Annotated in this window: 22 protein-coding genes and 5 tRNA genes; 3 read left to right on the top strand and 24 right to left on the bottom strand. The window is 38.5% G+C overall.

Annotated features, from left to right (window positions below; translation table 11 throughout):
* Positions 1–75: 75 nt before the first annotated feature.
* From PLH43_RS03475 to ugpC, 24 genes are all read right to left on the bottom strand, one after another.
* On the bottom strand, positions 76–1,467 hold the full coding sequence (locus PLH43_RS03475) for an ATP-binding protein (RefSeq protein ID WP_324360120.1): 1,392 nt from the start codon (positions 1,465–1,467) through the stop codon (positions 76–78).
* Between the two features lie 25 nt (positions 1,468–1,492).
* The gene (locus PLH43_RS03470; protein WP_324360126.1) at positions 1,493–2,197 is read right to left on the bottom strand and encodes a response regulator transcription factor; all 705 of its coding nucleotides are present in this window, start codon (positions 2,195–2,197) and stop codon (positions 1,493–1,495) included.
* Positions 2,198–2,327: 130 nt separating this feature from the next.
* Positions 2,328–4,559 (bottom strand): heavy metal translocating P-type ATPase, encoded by a 2,232-nt coding sequence (locus PLH43_RS03465; RefSeq protein ID WP_324360118.1) that lies wholly within the window; start codon positions 4,557–4,559, stop codon positions 2,328–2,330.
* Between the two features lie 65 nt (positions 4,560–4,624).
* Positions 4,625–6,112: a sulfite exporter TauE/SafE family protein gene (locus tag PLH43_RS03460; protein WP_324360116.1), complete on the bottom strand. Its 1,488-nt coding sequence runs from the start codon at positions 6,110–6,112 to the stop codon at positions 4,625–4,627.
* A gap of 53 nt (positions 6,113–6,165) precedes the next feature.
* Positions 6,166–6,654: a DUF2318 domain-containing protein gene (locus PLH43_RS03455; RefSeq protein WP_324360115.1), complete on the bottom strand. Its 489-nt coding sequence runs from the start codon at positions 6,652–6,654 to the stop codon at positions 6,166–6,168.
* 211 nt (positions 6,655–6,865) lie between these two features.
* On the bottom strand, positions 6,866–7,402 hold the full coding sequence (locus PLH43_RS03450; protein ID WP_324360113.1) for a putative ABC transporter permease: 537 nt from the start codon (positions 7,400–7,402) through the stop codon (positions 6,866–6,868).
* Positions 7,403–8,029: 627 nt separating this feature from the next.
* Positions 8,030–8,347: a hypothetical protein gene (locus tag PLH43_RS03445; RefSeq protein WP_324360111.1), complete on the bottom strand. Its 318-nt coding sequence runs from the start codon at positions 8,345–8,347 to the stop codon at positions 8,030–8,032.
* Position 8,348: 1 nt separating this feature from the next.
* The gene (locus PLH43_RS03440) at positions 8,349–9,065 is read right to left on the bottom strand and encodes a hypothetical protein (RefSeq protein ID WP_324360109.1); all 717 of its coding nucleotides are present in this window, start codon (positions 9,063–9,065) and stop codon (positions 8,349–8,351) included.
* A gap of 245 nt (positions 9,066–9,310) precedes the next feature.
* A tRNA-Cys gene (locus PLH43_RS03435) sits at positions 9,311–9,385 on the bottom strand.
* Between the two features lie 52 nt (positions 9,386–9,437).
* A tRNA-Gly gene (locus tag PLH43_RS03430) sits at positions 9,438–9,512 on the bottom strand.
* A gap of 3 nt (positions 9,513–9,515) precedes the next feature.
* A tRNA-Phe gene (locus PLH43_RS03425) sits at positions 9,516–9,591 on the bottom strand.
* A gap of 4 nt (positions 9,592–9,595) precedes the next feature.
* Positions 9,596–9,672: transfer RNA gene (locus tag PLH43_RS03420), tRNA-Asp, on the bottom strand.
* Between the two features lie 3 nt (positions 9,673–9,675).
* Positions 9,676–9,751 (bottom strand) — tRNA-Val (locus PLH43_RS03415).
* A gap of 164 nt (positions 9,752–9,915) precedes the next feature.
* Complete coding sequence (gene hslO / locus PLH43_RS03410) at positions 9,916–10,788, bottom strand: Hsp33 family molecular chaperone HslO (protein ID WP_324360107.1); 873 nt, start codon at positions 10,786–10,788, stop codon at positions 9,916–9,918.
* Positions 10,789–10,921: 133 nt separating this feature from the next.
* Positions 10,922–11,122 carry a cold-shock protein gene (locus PLH43_RS03405; protein ID WP_038288789.1) on the bottom strand — a complete coding sequence of 67 codons (201 nt, stop codon included), beginning with the start codon at positions 11,120–11,122 and terminating at the stop codon, positions 10,922–10,924.
* 145 nt (positions 11,123–11,267) lie between these two features.
* On the bottom strand, positions 11,268–11,588 hold the full coding sequence (locus PLH43_RS03400; protein WP_324360103.1) for an MGMT family protein: 321 nt from the start codon (positions 11,586–11,588) through the stop codon (positions 11,268–11,270).
* A gap of 3 nt (positions 11,589–11,591) precedes the next feature.
* Complete coding sequence (locus tag PLH43_RS03395; RefSeq protein ID WP_324360124.1) at positions 11,592–12,326, bottom strand: class I SAM-dependent methyltransferase; 735 nt, start codon at positions 12,324–12,326, stop codon at positions 11,592–11,594.
* 175 nt (positions 12,327–12,501) lie between these two features.
* On the bottom strand, positions 12,502–12,675 hold the full coding sequence (locus tag PLH43_RS03390; RefSeq protein ID WP_324360122.1) for a small, acid-soluble spore protein, alpha/beta type: 174 nt from the start codon (positions 12,673–12,675) through the stop codon (positions 12,502–12,504).
* Between the two features lie 117 nt (positions 12,676–12,792).
* Positions 12,793–14,085, bottom strand: coding sequence for a S41 family peptidase (locus PLH43_RS03385; protein ID WP_324360100.1), 1,293 nt, complete (start codon positions 14,083–14,085; stop codon positions 12,793–12,795).
* A gap of 198 nt (positions 14,086–14,283) precedes the next feature.
* Positions 14,284–15,411: a peptidoglycan DD-metalloendopeptidase family protein gene (locus tag PLH43_RS03380; RefSeq protein ID WP_324360098.1), complete on the bottom strand. Its 1,128-nt coding sequence runs from the start codon at positions 15,409–15,411 to the stop codon at positions 14,284–14,286.
* Between the two features lie 60 nt (positions 15,412–15,471).
* Entirely contained in the window at positions 15,472–16,356 is an 885-nt protein-coding gene (gene ftsX / locus PLH43_RS03375; protein WP_324360096.1) for a permease-like cell division protein FtsX, read from the bottom strand.
* Positions 16,325–17,032 (bottom strand): cell division ATP-binding protein FtsE, encoded by a 708-nt coding sequence (ftsE, locus tag PLH43_RS03370; RefSeq protein ID WP_324360094.1) that lies wholly within the window; start codon positions 17,030–17,032, stop codon positions 16,325–16,327. Before ftsE ends, ftsX begins: the two co-directional genes overlap by 32 nt.
* A gap of 156 nt (positions 17,033–17,188) precedes the next feature.
* Positions 17,189–18,277 carry a helix-turn-helix domain-containing protein gene (locus PLH43_RS03365; RefSeq protein WP_324360092.1) on the bottom strand — a complete coding sequence of 363 codons (1,089 nt, stop codon included), beginning with the start codon at positions 18,275–18,277 and terminating at the stop codon, positions 17,189–17,191.
* A gap of 134 nt (positions 18,278–18,411) precedes the next feature.
* Complete coding sequence (gene ugpC / locus PLH43_RS03360) at positions 18,412–19,524, bottom strand: sn-glycerol-3-phosphate ABC transporter ATP-binding protein UgpC (protein WP_324360091.1); 1,113 nt, start codon at positions 19,522–19,524, stop codon at positions 18,412–18,414.
* Positions 19,525–19,888: 364 nt separating this feature from the next.
* Between ugpC and argC the strand changes: the two genes are divergently transcribed.
* From argC to PLH43_RS03345, 3 genes are all read left to right on the top strand, one after another.
* Positions 19,889–20,929, top strand: a complete 1,041-nt coding sequence (gene argC, locus PLH43_RS03355; protein WP_324360089.1) for an N-acetyl-gamma-glutamyl-phosphate reductase — start codon at positions 19,889–19,891, stop codon at positions 20,927–20,929.
* A gap of 46 nt (positions 20,930–20,975) precedes the next feature.
* Positions 20,976–21,890, top strand: a complete 915-nt coding sequence (gene argB, locus PLH43_RS03350) for an acetylglutamate kinase (RefSeq protein ID WP_324360087.1) — start codon at positions 20,976–20,978, stop codon at positions 21,888–21,890.
* A 153-nt stretch (positions 21,891–22,043) separates the two neighbouring features.
* Positions 22,044–22,706, top strand: coding sequence for a PilZ domain-containing protein (locus PLH43_RS03345; RefSeq protein WP_324360085.1), 663 nt, complete (start codon positions 22,044–22,046; stop codon positions 22,704–22,706).
* Positions 22,707–23,011: the final 305 nt, after the last annotated feature.

Raw genomic sequence — 23,011 nt, 5'->3', positions numbered from 1 at the left:
TATTTCAAGGGTTATCGCCTCTATTTTATTTATCAACTGTCAAACTCGAGATTATTAATAGCAATTATAGCACGATTAAATACCTTTTGGCAATGTTATAAGAAATTCCGTTCCCTCATTTATTTTACTGTAAACCTCTATATGCCCATTATGGGCTTCGACAATGGTTTTTGCAATAGTAAGTCCTATTCCTGCCCCACCCGTCAACCTGTTTCGGGATTTGTCCGCTCTGTAAAGCCTTTCGAACACAAAGGGCAAATCTTCTTCAGGTATGCCCTGCCCTGTATCCTTCACTCTGATTTCAACTACGCCCTCTTCGCTTTTTGCACTTATTTTAACCATTCCTCCCGCTTGTGTATACTTCAAGGCGTTTGATACAAGATTAATAATTACCTGACTCATTTTATCCCTGTCGGCAAAAATTTCTTCAGCCTTCCCCTCAAAGGCAATTTCAATTCCGCTATTCTTAAATTCAGGCTCAAAATTACATATTATTCTGCGTATCAGCTCCGATATATCAAAGGTGGTTTTATTTAAAACAAGGCTCTCCCCCTCATACTTTGCCAGTTTTTCAAGGTCCCCAACCATCTTGTTTATTCGGATTATTTCTTCATAACAGCTTTTCAGCCTGTCTGCATCAGGTTCCCAAATACCGTCTATCATGGCTTCCATATGGCTTTGCAATGTTGCAAGGGGAGTACGAAGCTCATGGGCCACGTCAGCCCCCATCTTTTTTCGCAAAGCTTCCTGCTTTTCAAGGGTCTGTGCCAAATCATTGATTGTCGATGTCAACTGGCATATTTCTTCTGTTGTAGATTCTTCTGCTATTCTGTCGGAAAAGTATCCCCGGGCAATCGATTGGGCACTGCTAATAACTCTGGCAATAGGCTGGCTCAACCTCCTTGCCATTATGCTCCCCAGCACCAGTGAGAGGATTACCGAAAAAACACCCACCCCAATAAGAATTTTGTTCAAGGTGTTTATAAAAGCAAGGTCATTGTCACTCAAATAATATGGCCCATAGGAGCCAATCTCCACCAGCCCGACTTTTTCCTGATTGTAACTTACCTCATAGGGTATCTCCTTGTAGGAGCCTCCTGCATCGGGATAACGGCTGCTCACGTTTCTTGCCATGTGCTCAATAATCCTTTGGCACATTCCATTGTTATGGGCTGTTGCATCCCAGATTATTGTGCCGCTGTTATCCTTTACCTTTATAATCAAACCGTTTTCAAGGGCACTAATGCCAATAGCTTCAACCATGTCCATATTCCATTTTCCGTCTCCAAGATATTGTTGACTTACCGACGCAACAACTTCACGGTTTCTTTGCTCCTGATTACGGTTGACATATTTTCTAAAGTGGCTGTCAAGAAGCATATTGGTCAACGCCATTACAAGGACAACGCTTATCATGGCAACAAGAAGATAAGAAACGGACAACTTTATCCTTAGACTGAACTTCATCACAAGCCCCCCTCTTCCACTCATATCATTCTGCACCTTGGAATCTATATCCGATTCCATGAACCGTTAAAATATATTTCGGTGCTTTAGAGTCGGTCTCAATTTTTTGTCTCAAATTTTTAATATGAGTGTCCACTGTTCTGTCAAAGCCCTCAAAATCATCGCCCAACGCTATGCTGATAAGCTCCTCCCGGGTAAAAGTCTTCCCGGGATACTTTACCAAAGTCATAAGAATTTTATATTCATTGGGGGTCAAATTTACAATATTATTGCCTTTTCTAACTTCATACTTCAAACTGTCAATGACAAGTTCGCCATTGTTGAAGGAAAAAATATTCGAAAGCGGCACAAGGTCTCCGGCTGTCCTCCTAAGTACCGCTGTAACCCTTGCCACAAGCTGTTTGGGGCTAAAAGGTTTGGTTATGTAATCATCGGCACCGATATTAAGTCCTTTAAGGATATCCTCTTCTTCGGCTTTTGCCGTCAGCATTATAATCGGTATCCTCGATTTCTTTCTGATAATTTTGCAGATTTCCTCACCGCTAAAATCGGGGAGCATCAAATCAAGAACAATAAGAGACAGAGGTACTTTTTCAAACACCTGGAGCGCCTCTTTCCCGGTATAGGCTTCGAACACTTCATATCCACTATGTTCAAGGTAGGATTTTACCACCTCAACAATCTTTTTTTCATCATCCACAACCAGTATTTTTTTTGAATAGTTATGCATATGCATATTACATGCCCTCCTATTTGAACTTCTATCTTTGGGGCTGTTTTGCCTCTTTTGCAGGATAAGAAATCTAAAAAAGCTTATAGGGGGTATAGCACCCCCTATTCAGGCTTGAAACTTGTATAATTTATTTTTCCGGGTCGTATCTTTTAAGACTTAATGAGTTGGTCACCACCGACACAGAGCTAAAGGCCATTGCTCCTCCCGCAATAATCGGACTTAAGAGTCCAAAGGCTGCAAAGGGAATGCCAATTATATTGTATATAAATGCCCAGAAGAGATTCTGTTTGATTTTCCTCATTGTCCTTCTAGAAAGCTTAATAGCAGTGGGTATTGCCCTCAAATCCCCTCTCATAAGGGTAATATCCGCAGCTTCCATGGCAACATCCGTTCCTGTGCCTATGGCCATCCCGATATCTGCTGTCGCAAGAGCCGGAGCGTCATTAATACCGTCTCCCACCATGCCCACAATTTTTCCTTGTTTTTTTAGCTTCTCAACTTCCTCAGCTTTGTTTTCGGGCAGAACTTCAGCCAATACATTGGTTATTCCCACCTGTTTTGCAATTGCTCTTGCCGTCCTCTCATTATCGCCCGTAATCATATACACATAAATTCCCATTTTCATCAGCTGTTCTATTGCTTCCTTGGAATTTTCCTTCACCGTATCCGCAACAGCCAGAATTGCTTCCACACGGTCATCCGCTGCCATAATCATTGCAGTTTTGCCCTCATCTTCAAGCTTTGCAATATCGAATTCTATTTTTGAAATATCAATCCCTTTTTCAGTCATAAGCTTTCTTGTCCCTATATATATGGTCTTATCATCGAATACCGCCGCAACGCCTCTTCCGGGAATAGCTTCAAACTTTGCGGGATCTGGTATTGTACCGAATTCCCTTTTGCCCTTTTCATATATGGCAACTCCCAAAGGATGCTCCGATGCCTTTTCAGCGATTGCGGAAAGCTTCAAAATTTCAGATGCATCCATGTCTCCCACAGGGATAATATCGGTAACCTCAGGCTGTCCCTTTGTTATTGTTCCCGTCTTATCCAATACAATAGAATCGAGTTTGTACGCAGTCTCCAGGTATTCGCCCCCTTTAATCAGTATGCCCTTTTCTGCGCCCTTGCCCGTTCCCACCATGATGGCAGTGGGTGTTGCAAGTCCCAAAGCACAGGGGCAGGCAATAACCAGAACCGATACGGCGCTGACAATGGCCGAATTCATCTCACGGGTTACCAAGTACCATACTGCAAAGGTTACAATTGCTATACCGATGACTGCCGGCACAAAAATACCGGATACCTGGTCGGCAACTTTTTGGATAGGAGCCTTTGAACCCTGGGCATCCTCCACCATTTTGATAATCTGGGAAAGCACCGTATCCTTTCCCACTTTGGTGGCTTCAAACTTAAATGTGCCGAATTTGTTTATAGTTGCACCGGTTACAAAATCTCCCGCCTTCTTTTCCACCGGCAGGCTTTCGCCTGTTAGCATTGATTCGTCGATTGAGGAATCCCCTTCAATTATCCTGCCGTCCACCGGAATTTTCTCACCGGGCCTTACCACAATAATATCTCCCACTTGCACCTCTTCCACCGGAATGTCTTCTTCCACTCCGCTTCTTACAACTCTTGCGGTCTTTGCCTGAAGGCCCATAAGTTTTTTTATAGCTTCCGAGGTTTTTCCTTTGGCAACAGCCTCAAGATACTTTCCGAGAAGAATCAGCGTTATTATAGTGCTGCTGGCTTCAAAATACAGTTCTTTCATCATCCCCATTTCCATCGGATGAGTAAAAAAGGCATTGTATATGCTAAAGAAATAAGCTGCCGATGTTCCCATTGCAATCAGTACATCCATGTTGGCACTTCTTGCCTTTATGGCATGATAAGCATTTCTGTAAAATCGAAATCCTATAATAAATTGTACCGGAGTTGCAATTACAAGCTGAAAATACTCATTATGCAGGAAAGGAACATCAATATTTACAAGCATGAAAACCATTGCCAATATCAAAGGAGAGCTTAAAACTAAAGAAGCGATAAGCTCCATCTTAAGCCTCTTTATTTCCTTCTCCCTTTGTTCTTTCTCCCGGTCCCCAGATATATTTTCAATCCTTTCAGCCTTATAGCCAAGGTCATCTACAATTTCAATCAAATCCGCTGTTTTAACCTTTGCCGCGTCGTATTCGATGTTGGCCTTTTCAGTTGCAAGGTTTACAGATGCTTTAGCTACTCCGTCCACTTTATTTAGCCTTTTTTCAATTCTTGCACTGCACGCGGCACAGGACATTCCCGTTATTTTAAGCTCAATCTTTGATATATTTTCATTTTTTATTAAAAATTCTTTGCCGTTCATTTTCGTCCCACCCTCAAACAATATATTTATCTTTTCTATTATCTACCGTCAAGTCAAATACCTAATCAGCCTTTGCCCAGTATTCCGACCGGATTAAAACTTTCATTTTCTTCGGTAATGTCCTCCTGACTTACCTCATTAATATCATCTACCACTTTTATATACCCATGAATCATCCCCATCCAACAGGAATATACAAATTCTCCTTCTCTATCCGGGGTAAATTCGATTATATTATCTCCAATTTCCAGTTTCTTATTGCTTATTCCAAACTCCCTGGCAACAATTGCGTTATTGCAGCCGTTTAAATCTTCTTTCTTGGCCTTTATTGTCCATTTTACCGGTACACCCTTTTGAACGATTATCGTTGCATATCTTCCCGGCTCCAGTTGTGTTTCAACAATCTGAACATCATCATGAATTTTTGCAATGTTGGCGGATTTTTTGGAATCGGCATAGAAAATGGAAAAACTATATCCCGAAAGACTTAAGCCTCTATTTAACATAGCAATTCCCAAAACCATAACCAAAACCGCGCTTACCTTCATCATTTCACGTGTAAACTTTCCGCTTACTATTGAGCTTATTACTCCAAAACCAAACATAAGGGGAACAGTACCTAGAGAGAACATAAGCATCGATGCCGCACCGGCAACAAAGCTTCCTGTTCCCAAGGCATACAGCTGCATTGCCTGAAGGGGTCCGCACGGCATCAGACCGTTTAAAAGTCCCACGATAAAAGGCCCTTTGTTTTTTAAATTGCTTATCTTTTTGCCGAAAATTTTAGGCATTCTGGGATTAATCTTTCTCAAAGCCGGAAAGATGTTTAGCATATTTAAACCCATAATAATCATAAAAACACCGGATATTATTGCCACCGCACCTTTGGCAGCACCCGAAAAGCTGATTACAGAGCCGAGCGAGCCCACAATTCCTCCAATAACGGTATAGGAAGTGATTCTCCCCAGGTTGTATAAAAAACTTGGCGAAAGATATGCAAATTCAAACGGCTTTCCCTTCTCGCCGTTTGACTCATCCAAAGCCATCGATTTACTATTTGCAACTTTGTACCGCATGCAGACAGACATATTAATTCCACCACACATGGCAACACAGTGAAGGGAGGTTAAAAGTCCCACCACAAAAAGAAATCCGTAACTCATCGACTGCTCAATTTCCGGTATGAAATTAAACACCTGGGCATTTTTTATAATGAGAAAGAAAGCCAGAAAGACGATGATTATGCCCACAAGTTGACCCGTTTCCGTTTTGTTTTCCTGCTTTGGCATGGGACTTATCTTTATGTCATGGCCTGTTTTATTTTCTTCAGCAATACTTTTTACTTTATAATCAAGCTTTTCAATGGCTTTAATTATCTTTTCAGGATTTAGCTTATTTGCATCATAGGCCACATAAACAGTTGAATTGCTGTACGCAGCCTTTACATCGGTTATACCGTCCAGCTTTTTCAATGTATTTTCTATTCTCATCTCACAGCCTGTGCACGTCATTCCCTCTATATACAGTTTGTTTACTGCAAACTTGTTTTCCATACTATCCTCTCCACATTATTCTCCCCGTTCAAATTTTTGAGCAAAAAGCTTCCCTATTTCGATTTCCATGTCTTGGGAAACAAACCTTTGTTCTGTACTAAAAAATCTCTAGAAATAATAATATTTGCTCCGTCATCTGTTTTATCGTCTTTTGTAATCGGTACCGGGTTGCACCCCCCTCTTTCCTGTTCAACCATATCCATTTTAAAACTGTTTTTGCAGTTCTGGCAAACCAAAAGTTCCCCCTGCTGCTTAAAATATGCCCATGGAGAACCGTTGCACACCTGGCAGGTGTTAAAAGCAGTCCTAATTGAACCGTCGCTGGCTCTGACAGCTAAAACTTCCAATTTCGTCCCGTCCGCATTATAGGGATAAAATTTTACTCTTTCCGTAACCTCGCTCTTGGGAATTACCAAGTCTTTGGCAGAAGCGTTTCCGCCGCCCATTATATTTCTTGCAATAAATATTCCCGCAACTATAATTAAAGCACAACCAACAGTGATGATTATGCCTTTTTTTGAGCTTTGCTTCTTTTTGCCCATATTTCTCCCCCGCCTTTAAATATTTTATGGATGAATAAATAATAGCAGGAGTTTATGAAGATTTTATGGAGACAACTATATTTAAAGACTCTTAAAGACAAATTTAAAAGCCTTAATCAACACATCCGAAATGTATGATTAAGGCTCATGTAATATCAACCTGGACTTTTATCAATTTATCCTCATCAAATTGATTATATATATTCATGTCTTAGTTCCTTTTGTTCTTTCTGCTCAAAACAGCACTCAATGTCTTGGCGGTATCGAAAACTACCATTCCAAGCATCAAAACTGCAACAACTTGTTTTGCTGTCTGGTCTAGAGCATTTACATACATTGAGAGCACAGGATGCAAGAACGACAACAACATGTATGCAAATATTCCCCACAACAGTGAAAACTTAAGACAAATTCGTCCATGCAGATTAAATTCTTCATTGCTGTAGTCCCATGCCTTGATATTGAAAAATCTCTCCAATATATATCCTGTTATATACTCAAGAACAGTGGTAATTATAATCGCCAAAGTAATACTCATATATACAGGCATTGTCCTTGGTTTAGTTAACGCATCAATTCCTAAAATGAAAAGAGCTCCAAATCCATAGATGGGACATATCGGCCCTGCAAGTACTCCCCTGTTTACAAAGCGTTTTTCCTTATAAGCGGCATAAGCAACCTCAGAAATCCAACCTATAAATGAGTACAACACAAAGTAAATAACAGCGTCCCAGAAACCTCCCAACACACTTATTCCCCCTTCCGCTTTGTCACGGTAGTTACGGTCATTGGACCTGCAACTCATTTACATTTAAAGTAATAAAAAAGCGAAGATATCGTTAACGTTCAAACGCTGTTAATATATATCACTGTAATTTAAACTCATATTGTAATATCATGTTAGCACTCTAGAATATTGAGTGCTAATTCTAATATTATTTTACAAAGCAGCACTTTTTCTGTCAAGGTAGCTTTTTTAAAGTTTAAATTGAGCCCTTTGCATTCTCCCACATTGTTAAAGATATAACATCAACTTTCACAATTGATTTTTGAAATGCTCCTTTTTTCTCTATTATATAAGTTATTCCGTATTGTATAAGTAATTCCACATATAAGCAATTTCGTAAATCTATTTTTTAAGGTGCACCGGAGAATAGTATTAATATTAGACACTTTCTTAAAAATAATAAAAAGCCCTTTCTTTATGGGCTTTTTATCGTATTAAAATTCTTATTATCATTTTGGAGGCGCCACCCGGATTTGAACCGGGGAATAAAGGTTTTGAAGTTTGCCGCAGAAGTTATAATAGGCTTTTAGCAAAAATCTTCACTCGTTTCAGTTATTCACTATAGTCCTAGCTTTGTATGCTCAGGTTTTAATTGTGCTCTTTGCACTGAATCTGTAGTGATTTTTTATATCTAGTACTAGACAATCCTTCTAATTTCATTCTTTTCAATCTTACAGGCATTTTTTTATTCGACTTTACTAATTCTCGAATAGTACTTACTTTATGGAAAGGTGCATACTCTCCGTACACCTTAATAACAGTATCAAAACTACCTCCAGTCAATATACCAAGCTGATATTCACTGTTCCTATTCTCCCTCATCACTCGAAGTGCTTCTTTCTTATCTATCTCCATAATTTTTGTTGCATTTGCTCCTACTTTTCTTGCAAAAATATAAGTTTTCATGCTACTCACCTTCCTTGTAAACCGATTGAAGCATTGTATATAAATAGTCTTCAAAACTTATGACTTCCTCCGGATTTTTAGGCATTTCTTCAATCCAAATTCTTAATGCCAAAGGGTAATCTATTATACGTTCTTCCTTAAAGTCCTGTTTATATATTACTTCATGTGTATACTTATTTAATAACCAATCTTTGCGAGTCCAAAACTGTATTTCAACAGGATAACACTTAGGGTTGTTCCTAAAATATAAATGAATTCCCCTATACCCGTCATCTTTTGCCTTTGGATTAGAATAAAAGTTAACTACATCGACTTTATACTCATTAACTGTCTTTATTATGTCATCTATTTCAACTTCCAGCTCTCTTTGGGTTAAGCTTGTAATTATTCTTATACCGAGTATATCATTACAAACTTCACGAAGCTGTTTTGCTTTTCCTAAATTTTTATCCCACTTTAATTTCAATGAAGCTTCAGCTTTCAAACGAATAGTAACATCATTATTTTTTGTTATGTTTTTTTCTAAATATTCCTCTAAATCTTCAATAAAGCCTATATTATATTCCATAAATTTTAGAACATCAGTGTAAACATCCACAAAATTAAAATTCCTAATTGTCTTCTTCAGTGATGAAAAGCTACTGTCAACATTATAGCTGTTGATCTTCCATAATATATCCCATAATTTTGCGCCATCATCTGCAAATATATTTCTCATCTCTTACCTCTAAAAATACTATCTGCTCAATATAATTATAACATGAAAAAAATCTTCCATCAATTCAACAGCACAATCAGCAAAAACTTATTTATAAAGCTGCTTTATTTTAGCCACTCTTCATATTTACCTATTTCAAAATTATCTACTTTCGATAAAAATAAATATATATAAACATACAATTAACAAAAAAGCCTAACTGGTAACACTTATAATGAGTTACAGTTAAGCTTCTTTTATCATTTTGGAGGCGCCACCCGGATTTGAACCGGGGAATAAAGGTTTTGCAGACCTCTGCCTTACCGCTTGGCTATGGCGCCGTATTTAGAAGCTAAAGACTGGAAAATATGTTCCAGTCTTTAGTTCTTAGTTTGGAGCGGGTTACGAGATTTGAACTCGCGACTTTCACCTTGGCAAGGTGACACTCTACCGCTGAGTTAAACCCGCATATGGTGCCCAGAGCCGGAATCGAACCAGCGACACGAGGATTTTCAGTCCTCTGCTCTACCAACTGAGCTATCTGGGCTAATTGGCGACCCGGAAGGGGCTCGAACCCTCGACCTCCAGCGTGACAGGCTGGCATTCTAACCAACTGAACTACCGGGCCATGTGGTGGGCACTATAGGGCTCGAACCTATGACCCCCTGCTTGTAAGGCAGATGCTCTCCCAGCTGAGCTAAGCGCCCACACTATCGTGTCGTTTTTGCGACAATTGATAGTATACAAAAATTATTGATTAAAGTCAATACCTAAATTACCGATAATTTAAATTTATTCTTTTATTACTCTTAATATCTCTACAATACTCGCCAATACACTCTATTATTAAATGTTTATCATTTTTATGACTCTACCCATTTATAATCTTTAATAAGTCCTCTTCAGAAAACCAGTATTTCTTGTTGCAGAAATGGCACTGGGCTTCCGCGCCTTGGTTTTCTTTGATCATATCCATTATCTCATCTTTTCCCAAAGTCATTATATTTCTCTCCATTCGCTCCCTTGAACAATTGCAAAAATATCTGCATGGAGATTTGTCAATTATCTTGACATCCTTTTCGCAAAGAAGCATATCAAGAATATCTTCCGGGCTCTTGCCTTGTGCCAAAAGCTCAGAAACCGGCGGTATGGAACTTATCTTGTTCTCAATAAACGAAATTGTCTCTTCATCTGCTCCCGGCATCAACTGCAGAATAAATCCTCCCGCGCTTACAACAATTTCGGTTGCATTGGTCAACACTCCCAAAGCTGTAACCGTAGGAATCTGTTCGGAATACACATAATAGTATGTTATGTCTTCGGCAATCTCGCCGGAAATGAGATCAACATATCCCACATAAGGCTCTTTTAAGCCCAAGTCTTTTATAACATTCAAGTACCCGTTTCCGATAGCACCGGCAACATCATATTTTCCCTGGCTGTTTAAAGGCAAATATACCAACGGGTTGTGAACATATCCCTTTATATTTGCAGACGAATCAACCACCACAACAATTCCGCCTATCGGTCCGTCCCCCTTGATCTGCACCGTTACTGCAGCCTTTTCTTCTTTTAATGTTGTAGACATCATTGCCGCAGCAGTCATTGTCCTTCCTAAGGCGACTGTGGCAAGCGGGGACAATCCGTGCACCTTCTGCGCTTCTTTAACCAAATTTGTTGTGGTTGCCGCAATAGCTCTTATTGTGCCTTCTCCTGCAGTAGCCCTGACGATATAATCTTCCATTTATCAATCCCACCCTTAAAAAGCATAATTTCTTAACATTTATCTATTTTACAGCGTTTTCGGGAAATTGAAAACCCCGGTATTAAAATACCGGGGTGTGTGGCCATTTTATATTAAATGTTTTAAGACTTTATTAGGCCTTTGTCACATTTGAAGCTTGAGGTCCTTTTGCACCTTCAACAACTTCAAACTCGACTTCAGCACCTTCTTCCAATGTCTTATAGCCATCCATGTTTATTGCTGAAAAATGAACGAAAACGTCGTTTCCGCCTTCTCTCTCGATAAAACCAAAACCTTTTTCAGCATTAAACCATTTAACTCTTCCTCTTTCCATCCTGCACTCCTCCTGAACTTGATACTTTAACTTAGTCCGCACATTTACATGCTTTTACTAAATCTATAACAGTTTATCATATTGTGAACTGCTTGTCAATCCGGCAATTTAAATCTAAATTGCATCAAGCTGTGGAAACAGCTTGTCATTGCTGGAACTCGTAGGGATTCCACAAATATTTCTTCAAGTTTATTTTCCCGCTTTCATCAAAAATTATGCCTTCTTGTTCAAGCAATTTTTTCTGCTCAAACGGGCCTCCAAAAGCAAATCCCGAGCTAATTTCACCGTTTCTGTTCACAACCCTGTGACAGGGAACTTCACCATAATATGGATTTTTATGAAGGGCCCAACCTACAATTTTTGCACTCCTTGGTGTCCCCAACATTCTGGCAATCTGGCCGTATGTAGCAACTTTTCCGTAAGGAATCTTCTTTACAATCTCATACACTTTTTCAAAATAGGACATATTTCATCCCCCGTTCTTACAAACAAAAAAAATCCTTTCACTTTTCGGCAATGGTTTATTAAATGTCATGCTATCGTAAAGACTTACAAGAGTCAATCCGCTCCAGTCTATGATTTTTTTCAATTCCTCTATCTCATAGCATCTCTCATAATGAACTTCATCATACTTTTTATAGTGCTGACCTTCCTTGACAAAAAAAGTTATGTCAAATTCACAAATTTTCCTTTTGCCGTCAAAATAGTTCTGCCATACATAGGTAATTTCATCCGAAATATCATAAAACACATTATCCTTGAGTATATTTTTAAATTTGTAAGGCGTATTGATGTCAAATATAAAAAGGCCTCCGGGATTTAAATAGTTTTTTACAAGCTTCATAAACCTTTTTACATCTTTTATATAAGTCAAATAGTTTATACTGTCCATAAGGCACACAATGGCATCCACCGTGCCGTACAACTCAAAATTTGACATATCCTGATTAAGATAAAGTATATTTCTTCCCTCAGACTTCTTTTTGGCACAGTCCAACATATCCGGTGACGAATCTATACCTATCACGTCATAGCCTTTTTTGTCCATCTCAATGCAAAAATTGCCCGTACCGCATCCGAGGTCGGCTATCAAAGAGGGCTTGAGCTCATTTTTTTCAAAAATTTTCTCAATATAGTCCGCCCATTCTTTATAGTCCACATCGTACATTAATCTATCGTATATATAAGCAAAATCCCTGTATATACTCTCCACCCCCTTGGAAATCGGCCGTCGAAATCAAACGTAAAGGCCGGAATAATTATAACACAAACGCCTTAAAAGCGTCAAAGCGGGATGCATTTTATAAAATACATCCCGCCTGAAAAGTCATGGAAGCTCATATCATTATGTATTCTCCAAAGAATTTTGACTTCCGAATTTAAGCTTGCTGACTCTTTTGCATCTGCATCATCTTTTTCCTTTTGGTAATAAGACCGCCAATCCGTCCCGTCTCTTTAGCCGTCAGGCTCTTCCAGCCATTTTTGCTGACTTTGTCAAAAAGGCCCAACTCCGTTATTATTTCATACTTCAATTTTTCATCTATGTTTTCCAACTCCACTACACCTCCTATTGCTCATGCTAAATTGCAACATTTAATCTTAGTATGCGCAAAACATTAAACAATATACATATAAAAGCTCTTTATAAGGAGGTGCTTAAAGCCGGAATATTATCCGATTTGCTCTCTTATTACTTCAAGAGCCTTTTTAAGCTGAGTATCGTCCTCTCTCGGCACCTGCGAAACAGGCATGTTTGAATATTTTTCATCCAGTTCAACCACAATGTCCGGCTCAATTCCTTCTTTGTGTATACATACACCTGAAGGAGTAAAATATCTGGCTATAGTCACTTTAAGGCCCGAGCCGTCCTCAAGCTCCTGAACTGCCTGCACAAGTCCCTTCCCAAAGGTCTTCGTTCCAATCAAAGTACCTTTATTGTGATCCTTTACAGCTCCGGACAAAATTTCCGAAGCACTGGCACTATTGCCGTTAACCAGTATTGCCAAAGGCAAGTCAAATTCCTTCGCATCAGACTTTTTCTCACTTCTGTTGCCAAACTTATCTTCTGTATAAACAATCAAACCTTCCGGAAGCAAACGGTCCGCTATCGCACAAACTTCGTTGTAGTCGCCGCCGGGATTATCCCTTAAATCTATTATCAGTCCTTTTATTTTCTTATCAAGAAGCTTGTTTAGGTGATTTCCGAAATATTTCGCCATTTCACTGTCAAACATGCTCATTTTTATATATCCTATATCCCCGTCAATTACCTCGCTGGTTATGTTCTCAACTTTTATTTTTTCTCTTATTATATCAAAATCCAAATATGTCCCTTCAGAGGGTCTGAAAACCGTAATCTTGACCTTGGTTTTCTCTTCTCCTTTAATCATACTAACGATATAGTCCTGATCGCTTATAGTCGTAACATCTTGGTCATCGACTTTGACTATCTTGTCTCCCGTCATTATTCCCACTTTTTTTGCCGGAGAATCGGGAAACGCTTCTACTACGGTCAATAGTCCGTCTTCACCCATATTTAATGATACTCCTATACCCACATAGCTGCCCGATGTTTTTTCTTCAAAAACTTTCATTTGGTCTTTCGTAAAATATACAGTATAAGGGTCGTTTAACGCATTTACCATTCCTGCAATAGAACCTTCGAGCATGTCATTCTGGTTAATATCCTCATAATAGTATGTACTAAGAAGTCTTTTAACTTCGTTATATTTTTTGATATTCTCAAAATCAACACTGTTTTTGTCAAAGGTTATTGCGTAATCGGCATCAAATTTCTTATTGGTTTTTTGTTCCAAAGCCTTTGCCTCTTCTTCGGACAGTATAATATAATTCGGTTTTTGCAAATGCCACAAAAAATAAGTTCCATATGCGGTCACTGTCGAAGAAATTAGCGCAACCAAAATGAACGGAAAAATCTTTGATGAAAAAATACTTTTATTCAATTTTAAAACACTCCCTTAATTTTTTATAAATTGCAAGCAATATTGTATTTATAATTGCTGTTTGATTTGTCAAACCTGTCTTTATTATATCATATGCCCGATTCATTAATAATATTTTTATTAATAAAATAAAACTCGTACTTAAAAAAGCACGAGCTTCATTTTAAATTATCTTGGATATATCATTGTGACTTTATTTTACGGCTTTACATAGTCTAGAGGGTTTACCGGAGTACCGTTTTTCCTAACCTCAAAGTGCAAGTGAGGCCCTGTCGAAAGTCCGGTGCTCCCTACTTTTGCAATTGTATCCCCGGCATTTACCGAATCGCCCACTTTGACAAGTAATTTGCTGCAATGGGCATACAATGTGGAAATTCCGCCTCCATGGTCAATAACCACCGTATAACCGTAGCCGTTCTGCCATCCCGACATTATTACCGTCCCTTTGTTGGCCGCCACTATCGATGTACCGGAAGCGGCTGAAATATCTATACCTGTATGCATCTTATACACCTTAAGTATCGGATGTAGTCTGTTGCCAAAGTAGGACGAAATGGTTGAGCTGCTGGGCGCAGGCCAACGCATGGTTCCACCGGCATAATTTCCGCTTTGCTGAAGTCTTCTTATCTGACCGGCAAGTTCATTCGACTGTCTTATTAACTCATTTTCCTGCTGTTCAAGTTTTTTCAGTTGCGAGTTTATACTGCTGATTTCACTATCCAGCTTTGATCTTGCAACACTCAATTCATTTAATGCTTTTAACGATTGCTCGGCTTTTTCCTTAACGGTATCCCGCTTTTCAACCGCCAGTTTCTTTTTAAACTCAACATCTTCTTTGGCCTGCTTGATGTCCTCAATTATCTCTTTATCTCTTTTGCTTATAGCAGAAACAAGCTCAAGTTTATTTAAGAAATCAATAAAGTTCTCCGATTCTGCCAGTGTTTGAATATATGTAGAGCCCGAATTCTGATACATTACATTAATTCTGACCTTTAACAGCTCCATCTGTTTATTGTATCGTTCTTCACTTTCCTTTATTGCAGCATCTATTTCTTCTATGTGTTTATTTAGCTCTTCAACCTGTTGATTTAAGGAATTGAATTCCTTAGTCTTCTGCTCTTGCTCGGATTGAATTTTTTTCTTCTCACTCTCTACCGAATTTAGCTTTTCCTTCTCCTGTTTCTTCTGCTTTGTAATACTGTTTAATTGATTGTCAACAGTATTTTTCTCCTTTTGTACATCAGAAATAGTCTTGGCAAATGTGGGTACAAATAATGACGATAAAATTAATGAAAACGTTACAACTGCCAGTACAGTCCTCTTCACTGTTTCAACCCCCTCGATTTACGCCTTGAATTTATCTTTGGTTTCCCATATGCAAGTGTTTTATACTCGTAAGTATTTTTGTATTGATATTACGCTTCCTAAAGCTCCGACAAACGCTCCTATCAAGCAGAAGGTAGAAATAAGCTGAAAACTCATATCTCCCATGCTGACCAGTTCAAGCATTGCCATGTCGTTCACGATGCTTCTTCCTCCCAAAGCGTATACAATATAGATGATTCCAAAGCTTGCAACAGCTCCAACCAGCCCAATTATAATACCTTCAACAATAAAAGGCCATCTGATAAACCAGTCGGTAGCTCCTATGTATTTCATTATATTAATTTCTTTTCTTCTGGCAAACACTGTGAGTTTAATTGTATTGGAAATTATAAACACAGCTATAGCCGACAATATAATTATAAGCGCAGTACTTCCTATTTGCAACATTCTAAGTATTTTGTTCACAAAATCTATAGCCTTTTGCGAATACTGCACATTGTCCACGCCGGGATAATTCTTGTACTCTTCAACAACTTCCTCATAGTCCTTGGAATTTTTCAGCTTAATAATAAATGAAACCGGCATGATACTTTCATCAAGACCCTCGAGGATTTCCTTGTCTTCTCCCAGCATTTCCTTGGCCTTCTCAAAAGCTGCCGCTTTATCAACTACTTCATATGATTCTATTCTATCATCTTTGCTTATAGTCCATTGGACCATACCAACCTGATAATCATCAAGGTTCGGATTGCAAAACACCTGCATTTCCGGCTGCTCTTTCAAAAAACGGGTATTGTGCTCTATATTTGCAGTTATAACCAGAAAAAATCCCAGTATTATGAGAGAAGCAGAAACAACCCCCATTGAAGCAAGGGACATAAGCACATTTCTATATGTATTTACAAAACCTTCTTTAATAATGTATTTGGTGGTTCTTAACTTCATCTTCGTACTGTCCTTTCTCCTGATCTCTTACTATTACTCCTCTGTCAATAGCTATTACACGCTTTTTCATAGCATCCACGATGCTCTTTTCATGAGTGGCGACAATCACTGTAGTCCCCCGGTAATTTACTTCTGCAAGAAGCTTCATTATTTCCCAGGAAGTCTCCGGGTCAAGATTTCCGGTAGGCTCATCGGCAATCAAAAGGGACGGGTTGTTCACCAATGCCCGTGCCAAAGCCACTCTCTGCTGCTCGCCTCCTGACAATTGGCCAGGATAAGCTTTAGCTTTCTTGCTGAGTCCAACCAGCGCAAGAGCCATAGGCACCTGCCTTCTTATCTCTTTCGGAAGTGCCTCGGTAATCTGCATCGCAAACTCCACATTTTCATATACGGTTTTATTGGGAAGAAGCCTAAAATCTTGAAATACGACACCAAGACTCCTTCTTAAAAGGGGTATGTCTTTTCTGGTCATTTTAGAAAGCTCATAACCGTTTACAAAAACTTCCCCTTCCGTAGGGTCCTCTTCTTTTAAGATAAGTTTAAGCAAAGTTGATTTACCGGAACCGCTGGGTCCTACAAAAAACGCAAATTCGCCTTTATTTATCGTAAGGTTAATATCACTTAACGCTAATGTACCGTTTGGATATCTCTTTGAAACTGCTCTATACTCTACCACGTTGACCTCCTTAAGGGCAATCGTCCGGATTTAAATCCGGTGTATTTTATCTTTCGTGCAATATTTTATCTTATTAATTCATTTTTTGCAATTGCGATAACCAATTATAAACATAAGAAAACACACCATACCAGGCGTAAACAATCCTTAAGTCGCCTATATCAATCCCCGATTGCTGTCAAGATATTTTTTCACCAGCATGGCAACCTTGAATATTATTGCATCGTCAAAAAGTCTTAGGTCAAGACCTGTAACTTTTTGAATTTTATCCAATCTATAAACCAAAGTGTTTCTATGGACATAAAGCTGCCTTGATGTCTCACTCACGTTGAGATTGTTCTCAAAAAACTTCGTAATCGTATGCATTGTCTCAGAATCCAAAGCTTCAAAGGAGCCTTCCTTGAATACCTCATTTAAAAACAGGTTGCATAATGTCGGAGGAAGGTTGTATATGAGCCTTCCTATTCCCAACTTGTTATAATCGATAATGCTTTTTTCGTTGTCAAAAATGCCTCCTATTTGCAGCGCCATTTGTGCTTCCTTGAAGGAACGCCCTATATCCTTTATATTGTTAACTACTGTTCCGATTCCAATCCTTGCCTTAACCATTCCCTCCGTGGACAGTGTATCGATTATAGATTTGGAGAGTTTGGTTATTTCCTTGTAGTCATAGTCGGGCTTCAGCTCTTTTACGAGCACTATTGTCTCATCGTCAAGTACTACGACAAAATCCTTGGTTTTTACGGGAAAAAGCCCTTCTACTATCTCATGGGCATAAATATCCTTCGTCTTTTCGGTTTCTATAAGAAAAACCACTCTATTTACATTGCTGCTTTGAAGGTGGAGTTCCTTGGCTCTCAAAGTGATGTCCCCGGGAAGAATGTTGTCCAGTATGATTCCTTTTATAAAACTGATCTTATCATATTTCTCGTCAAAATAGCTCTTCATGTTTACTGCATTAATCGATATCAAAGCTAGAAATTTCTGGCTGTCTGCCGAATCGGAATTAACAAACGTAATAAATTCGAGCTTACTTTTTATGTAAACCTTCTGAAACGTTTGCCCTTCAATTACTACAAACTGGTCCTTTGACCTCATAATCTCAGACACCAAGGGACTACTCTGACCTACTTTTTTCTCATCCGAGCACGCCAAAATAAGACCGGTATCATCCATTATTCCAAACTCGGAATCTATCACGTCTTTTATCTGATTTACGAGATTTTGATATAACTTTACAGACATCTTAATCCTTCCCTTTGCATCAGTCGGTATAAATCAAAGCATATTACTTTTTGTCCTATATCTTTTATTATACACAAAATAAAATAAAAAAGGAAAGATTTAAAAAAATCTTTCCTTTTTTATTTTATTTATTATTAGTTCATTATAGTCCTTTCTGTCTCTTTGTCAAAGAGATGAATCTTGTTGGTATCAAAAGCAACTTTGATTATATCGCCGGGTCTTGCCTTTGTTCTAGGGTTAACTCTTGCAGTAAACTCAACATCATCTATTATCATATAGAGCAATGTTTCCGAACCGAGCATTTCAACAACTTCAACTTTTGCATCCACAGCGCTGTCGGCCATTGACTCAAGATAAATAGCTTCATCATGAACGTTTTCAGGACGTATACCCATTACAACTTCTTTACCTACATATTCACTTCCTTCAAGCTTTTTAGCTTTTCCTTCCGGAAGTTTGATATCTTGTTTACCGAACAAGAGGTGTACTTCGTCTCCGCGCTTTTCAACTCTTGCATTTACAAAGTTCATTTGCGGGCTTCCGATAAATCCTGCAACAAACATATTGCAAGGTCTCTCATAAAGATTTGTCGGAGTATCAACCTGTTGAATATATCCGTCTTTCATAACAACAATTCTTGTACCCATGGTCAAAGCTTCTGTCTGGTCATGAGTAACGTAGATAAATGTTGTCTGAAGTCTCTGGTGCAGCTTGCTGATTTCGGTTCTCATCTGAACCCTCAGCTTTGCGTCAAGGTTTGACAAAGGCTCATCCATCAAGAATACCTTTGGATCACGAACTATAGCACGACCCAACGCAACCCTCTGTCTCTGACCTCCGGACAATGCCTTCGGCTTTCTTTCAAGCAAGTGTTCTATGTCAAGAATCTTTGCAGCCTCTAAAACTCTTCTCTTAATCTCATCCTTTGGTACTTTTCTAAGCTTCAATCCGAATGCCATGTTGTCAAACACTGACATGTGAGGATACAAAGCATAGTTCTGGAAAACCATCGCTATATCCCTATCCTTAGGTGCCACATCGTTAACCAATTTGTCACCTATGTAAAGCTCACCTTCTGAAATTTCTTCCAATCCAGCAACCATTCTCAATGTTGTAGTTTTTCCGCATCCAGACGGTCCTACCAATATAATAAATTCCTTATCTTCAATATCTAAATTAAAGTCATTTACCGCAGTAACCCCACCTGGATACCTTTTGTATATACCTTTTAGTTTAACGCTTGCCATTTCTTTCCCTCCCAATTATTTTACGAGCATTAGTTTCAACGATACTAATATAACATTTAATTCAATCCTTCAACTAGTACATAAATTCACAAAAATTATTTCAGTATTTAGTAACTTTGCATAAAGCAAATAAACATTTTATGTCGTTAATACAGCTGTAGCTTAACCTTTGCGAGTTTATACCGGGATAATATAATTAGTATTTTTAGCCCATGGTAATATCTAACATATAGTCATTATTATCCAATCGAAAATTTAATAAAAATCAATATTGAATTTTTATGCATGAGAATGTATAATTATAAAATCAATTGGTAAAATCAATCAGTTATTATTAAAGTGCTTTTGTTGGGAGGGTATTTAAATGGCGAATGTAGGAATCATAGGAGCTACCGGTTACGTTGGAATAGAAATAGTGCGTCTTCTTCAAAACCATCCGGACATCAAAATTACTTCTGTCGTATCCCACAACTTTGCCGGAGATAAGATATCGGATGTATATCCGAACCTCAGAAATGTTTTCGATATGGAATGCGACGAGCTTGATATAGATAAAATTGCCGACAAAGCTGATGTATTTGTTACCGCACTTCCCCACGGTATATCAAAGGAAGTGATACCCAAGCTTGTTGAAAAGGGTAAAAGAATAGTTGACCACAGCGGTGATTTTCGTTACAAGTCTGTTGAGGTGTATGAAAAATGGTACAACACCACTCACGGAATGCCTCACCTTCTCGAAATCTCGGCATACGGTTTGCCCGAGCTGCATAGAGAAGAAATAAAGAATGCAAAGATAATAGGCAATCCCGGTTGTTATCCCACATGTTCAATATTGGCTCTGGCACCTTTAATTAAAAACGGACTTGTCGACACAAAAAACATTATAATCGATGCCGCTTCAGGGGTTTCGGGAGCCGGAAGAAAAACCGACCTTCCCTACCAGTTCTGTGAGTGTACGGAAAATTTCAAAGCTTACAATGTTTCCACCCACAGGCATACCTCTGAAATTGAGCAGGAGCTCTCACTTTTAGCAAAAGAGGAGTTGACGGTTTCCTTTACTCCCCACCTTGTGCCAATGAAGAGAGGAATGCTTGCCACCATTTATGCAAATTTGAACTGCGAAAAATCAACATCGGAATTAATCGAGCTGTATAAGGAATATTATAAAAATGAATATTTTGTCAGGATACTGGATGAAGGCAAACTTCCGGAAACAAAATTTGTAGTCGGTTCGAACTTTATTGATATAGGTCTTGTTGTTGACAAGCGATTAAACAGGGTTGTTGTTCTCTCTGCCATTGACAATTTGGGTAAAGGCGCTGCAGGTCAGGCCGTCCAGGTTCTGAATATATTGTTTGGGCTACCCGAACACAGAGGGCTTTCAAATCCCGGTATCTACCTGTAATTTATAATCGATAACGAATATACTAAAATGTTTGGAGGGTATTGTTTTGGAAACATCAATGGAAACAGTTATAAAAAAAGCTGAGATACTTATAGAGGCTCTTCCCTATATTCAGAAACTTTACGGCAAAACAGTAGTTATAAAATACGGCGGAAATGCAATGATAAACGAAGAGCTTAAAACCTCTGTAATGGAAGATATAACTCTGCTTAAATATATTGGAATGAATCCGGTAGTTGTTCACGGCGGCGGACCGGATATTAACAAAGCTCTTGACAAATTCAACATCAAAAGCCAGTTTGTCAACGGCCTCAGACTGACAGACAAGGCGACGATGGACATCGCTCAGATGGTTCTTGTGGGAAAAACCAACAAAGAAATTGTTTCTCTACTAAACCAGATGGGCGGAAAGGCTATCGGAGTATGCGGTATTGACGGTAATATCATAGAATGCGAGCAATATAAAACAACGGTCAATGGTCAGGAAACGGACCTTGGATATGTCGGTAAAATAACAAATATCAATTCAAGGCTGATTGAGCTTCTGGCAAAGGATGAATACATACCTGTCATTGCCCCAATAGGAATCGGCAAAGACGGCGAAAGCTACAATATCAACGCCGACACCGTTGCCGGAGAGGTGGCTGCTGCCCTAAAGGCAGAAAAATTAATGTTGCTCACCGATGTTCCGGGTGTCAAGAAAAATAAAGACTCCGATGAAATAGTTCCTGCCCTCACCTCGGCAGAAGCCCTTGACCTCATCGAGAAAAAAATCATTGACGGCGGTATGATTCCAAAAGTCTTAGGATGTATTGACGCTCTCGAAAAGGGAGTCGGAAGAACCCACATCATAGACGGCAGAATACCTCATTGTCTGCTGCTTGAGATATTTACAAATAAGGGAATCGGAACTATGATTATGAAGGAAAAAATCCTTTATCACAACCGAGAAAAATTATAAAATATATATATATGATATAAAATCTATATATTTGAATAAATAATTAATAAATAGTGAGGAATTTTATCAAATTTTGAAGGATTTTAGACTTTTATAAAGAATAATTTAATCAAAACTATTCGATCACAATCGCCACGGGGAGGATTGGTCCTTTTGAAGAAAGACATAGTATCAAAGGTTCTAAAAGAGGGAATGGTTGTAAATACAAAGCTGAAAAACGGCAGCATTTGGATTCAGAATATAGTGTATAGAGTAGAAAAACATATGATATCCATTGCACTGATAAATGAATACCTCGAAAATATCATAATGTTGGGGCAGACCATGACAGTAAAATATTCCAGCGAGCATAGCGAGATTTTGTTTGAAGGCGAAATTGTAAAAATCAGGCCTGAGTACCCCAGTTACATAACTATTGATATAAAAGACGTTAAGGAAATCAAAAACACAAGAGTTTTCCCACGATATGATGTTTATTTGGGTGCAACCGTAAAGTTCCCTGACTCCGCAGAGGAGCGGTTTGTTATAATACACAACATAAGCTTTGTGGGTATGGCCTTTTACTCTAAAGAGCATTTTGAAATTGACTGTGATGAACTTGATTTTTCAATCTTTCTTCCAAACAAAAAATCCATAAATACCCGTGGAAAAATAAATAGAAAATCACCTAAAAGCGACTTTGCCGATTACGGTTTGCAATATACAGCCATGACGGAGGACAGCAACAGTATCCTCTCGGGCTTTTTCAATTCGGTTGAAGACAAAAAGACCAAGCTTAAAGATGATTACATTAAGTGCGTAAGAAAACATCTTTAATATTGCCTATTGCTTGTTTAATAATAATGCAATTATATGCCTTAGACCGTTTTGGTTAATGGGTATATTTTTTTTTGCATATTTCCTTTTTGATTGTTTTTGCCGCTGAATCTTAAATTTTACCTTAAATAAATTCAAGCATCTTCTCTATTTCCTCTCTTCTTTTTTCTAAAAGTCTTTTCGGTTTTAATTTCGAATTTCCGGCATAATATCATCAAAGTCTTGCTCTACGCTTTTATGAATTAATAAGCTATAAGAGTTTAACATTATCTCTTGCATTTTTATACATTTTTATGTATAATTAT

The organism is Acetivibrio sp. (genome assembly GCF_035371925.1).
Taxonomy (GTDB): domain Bacteria; phylum Bacillota; class Clostridia; order Acetivibrionales; family Acetivibrionaceae; genus Hungateiclostridium.
This window is presented reverse-complemented; position numbering and strand designations above follow the sequence as displayed.

What these genes read in the sequence shown, in the direction of transcription:
- PLH43_RS03400 (WP_324360103.1), bottom strand. Translation starts at nt 11,588, where the DNA reads ATGTCCTATTTTGAAAAAGTGTATGAGATTGTAAAGAAGATTCCTTAC.
- PLH43_RS03365 (WP_324360092.1), bottom strand. Translation starts at nt 18,277, where the DNA reads ATGTCTGTAAAGTTATATCAAAATCTCGTAAATCAGATAAAAGACGTG.
- PLH43_RS03405 (WP_038288789.1), bottom strand. Translation starts at nt 11,122, where the DNA reads ATGGAAAGAGGAAGAGTTAAATGGTTTAATGCTGAAAAAGGTTTTGGT.
- hslO (WP_324360107.1), bottom strand. Translation starts at nt 10,788, where the DNA reads ATGGAAGATTATATCGTCAGGGCTACTGCAGGAGAAGGCACAATAAGA.
- PLH43_RS03445 (WP_324360111.1), bottom strand. Translation starts at nt 8,347, where the DNA reads ATGAAAACTTATATTTTTGCAAGAAAAGTAGGAGCAAATGCAACAAAA.
- PLH43_RS03475 (WP_324360120.1), bottom strand. Translation starts at nt 1,467, where the DNA reads ATGAAGTTCAGTCTAAGGATAAAGTTGTCCGTTTCTTATCTTCTTGTT.
- PLH43_RS03470 (WP_324360126.1), bottom strand. Translation starts at nt 2,197, where the DNA reads ATGCATAACTATTCAAAAAAAATACTGGTTGTGGATGATGAAAAAAAG.
- PLH43_RS03460 (WP_324360116.1), bottom strand. Translation starts at nt 6,112, where the DNA reads ATGGAAAACAAGTTTGCAGTAAACAAACTGTATATAGAGGGAATGACG.
- argC (WP_324360089.1), top strand. Translation starts at nt 19,889, where the DNA reads ATGGCGAATGTAGGAATCATAGGAGCTACCGGTTACGTTGGAATAGAA.
- PLH43_RS03465 (WP_324360118.1), bottom strand. Translation starts at nt 4,559, where the DNA reads ATGAACGGCAAAGAATTTTTAATAAAAAATGAAAATATATCAAAGATT.
- ftsX (WP_324360096.1), bottom strand. Translation starts at nt 16,356, where the DNA reads ATGAAGTTAAGAACCACCAAATACATTATTAAAGAAGGTTTTGTAAAT.
- ugpC (WP_324360091.1), bottom strand. Translation starts at nt 19,524, where the DNA reads ATGGCAAGCGTTAAACTAAAAGGTATATACAAAAGGTATCCAGGTGGG.
- PLH43_RS03440 (WP_324360109.1), bottom strand. Translation starts at nt 9,065, where the DNA reads ATGAGAAATATATTTGCAGATGATGGCGCAAAATTATGGGATATATTA.
- PLH43_RS03455 (WP_324360115.1), bottom strand. Translation starts at nt 6,654, where the DNA reads ATGGGCAAAAAGAAGCAAAGCTCAAAAAAAGGCATAATCATCACTGTT.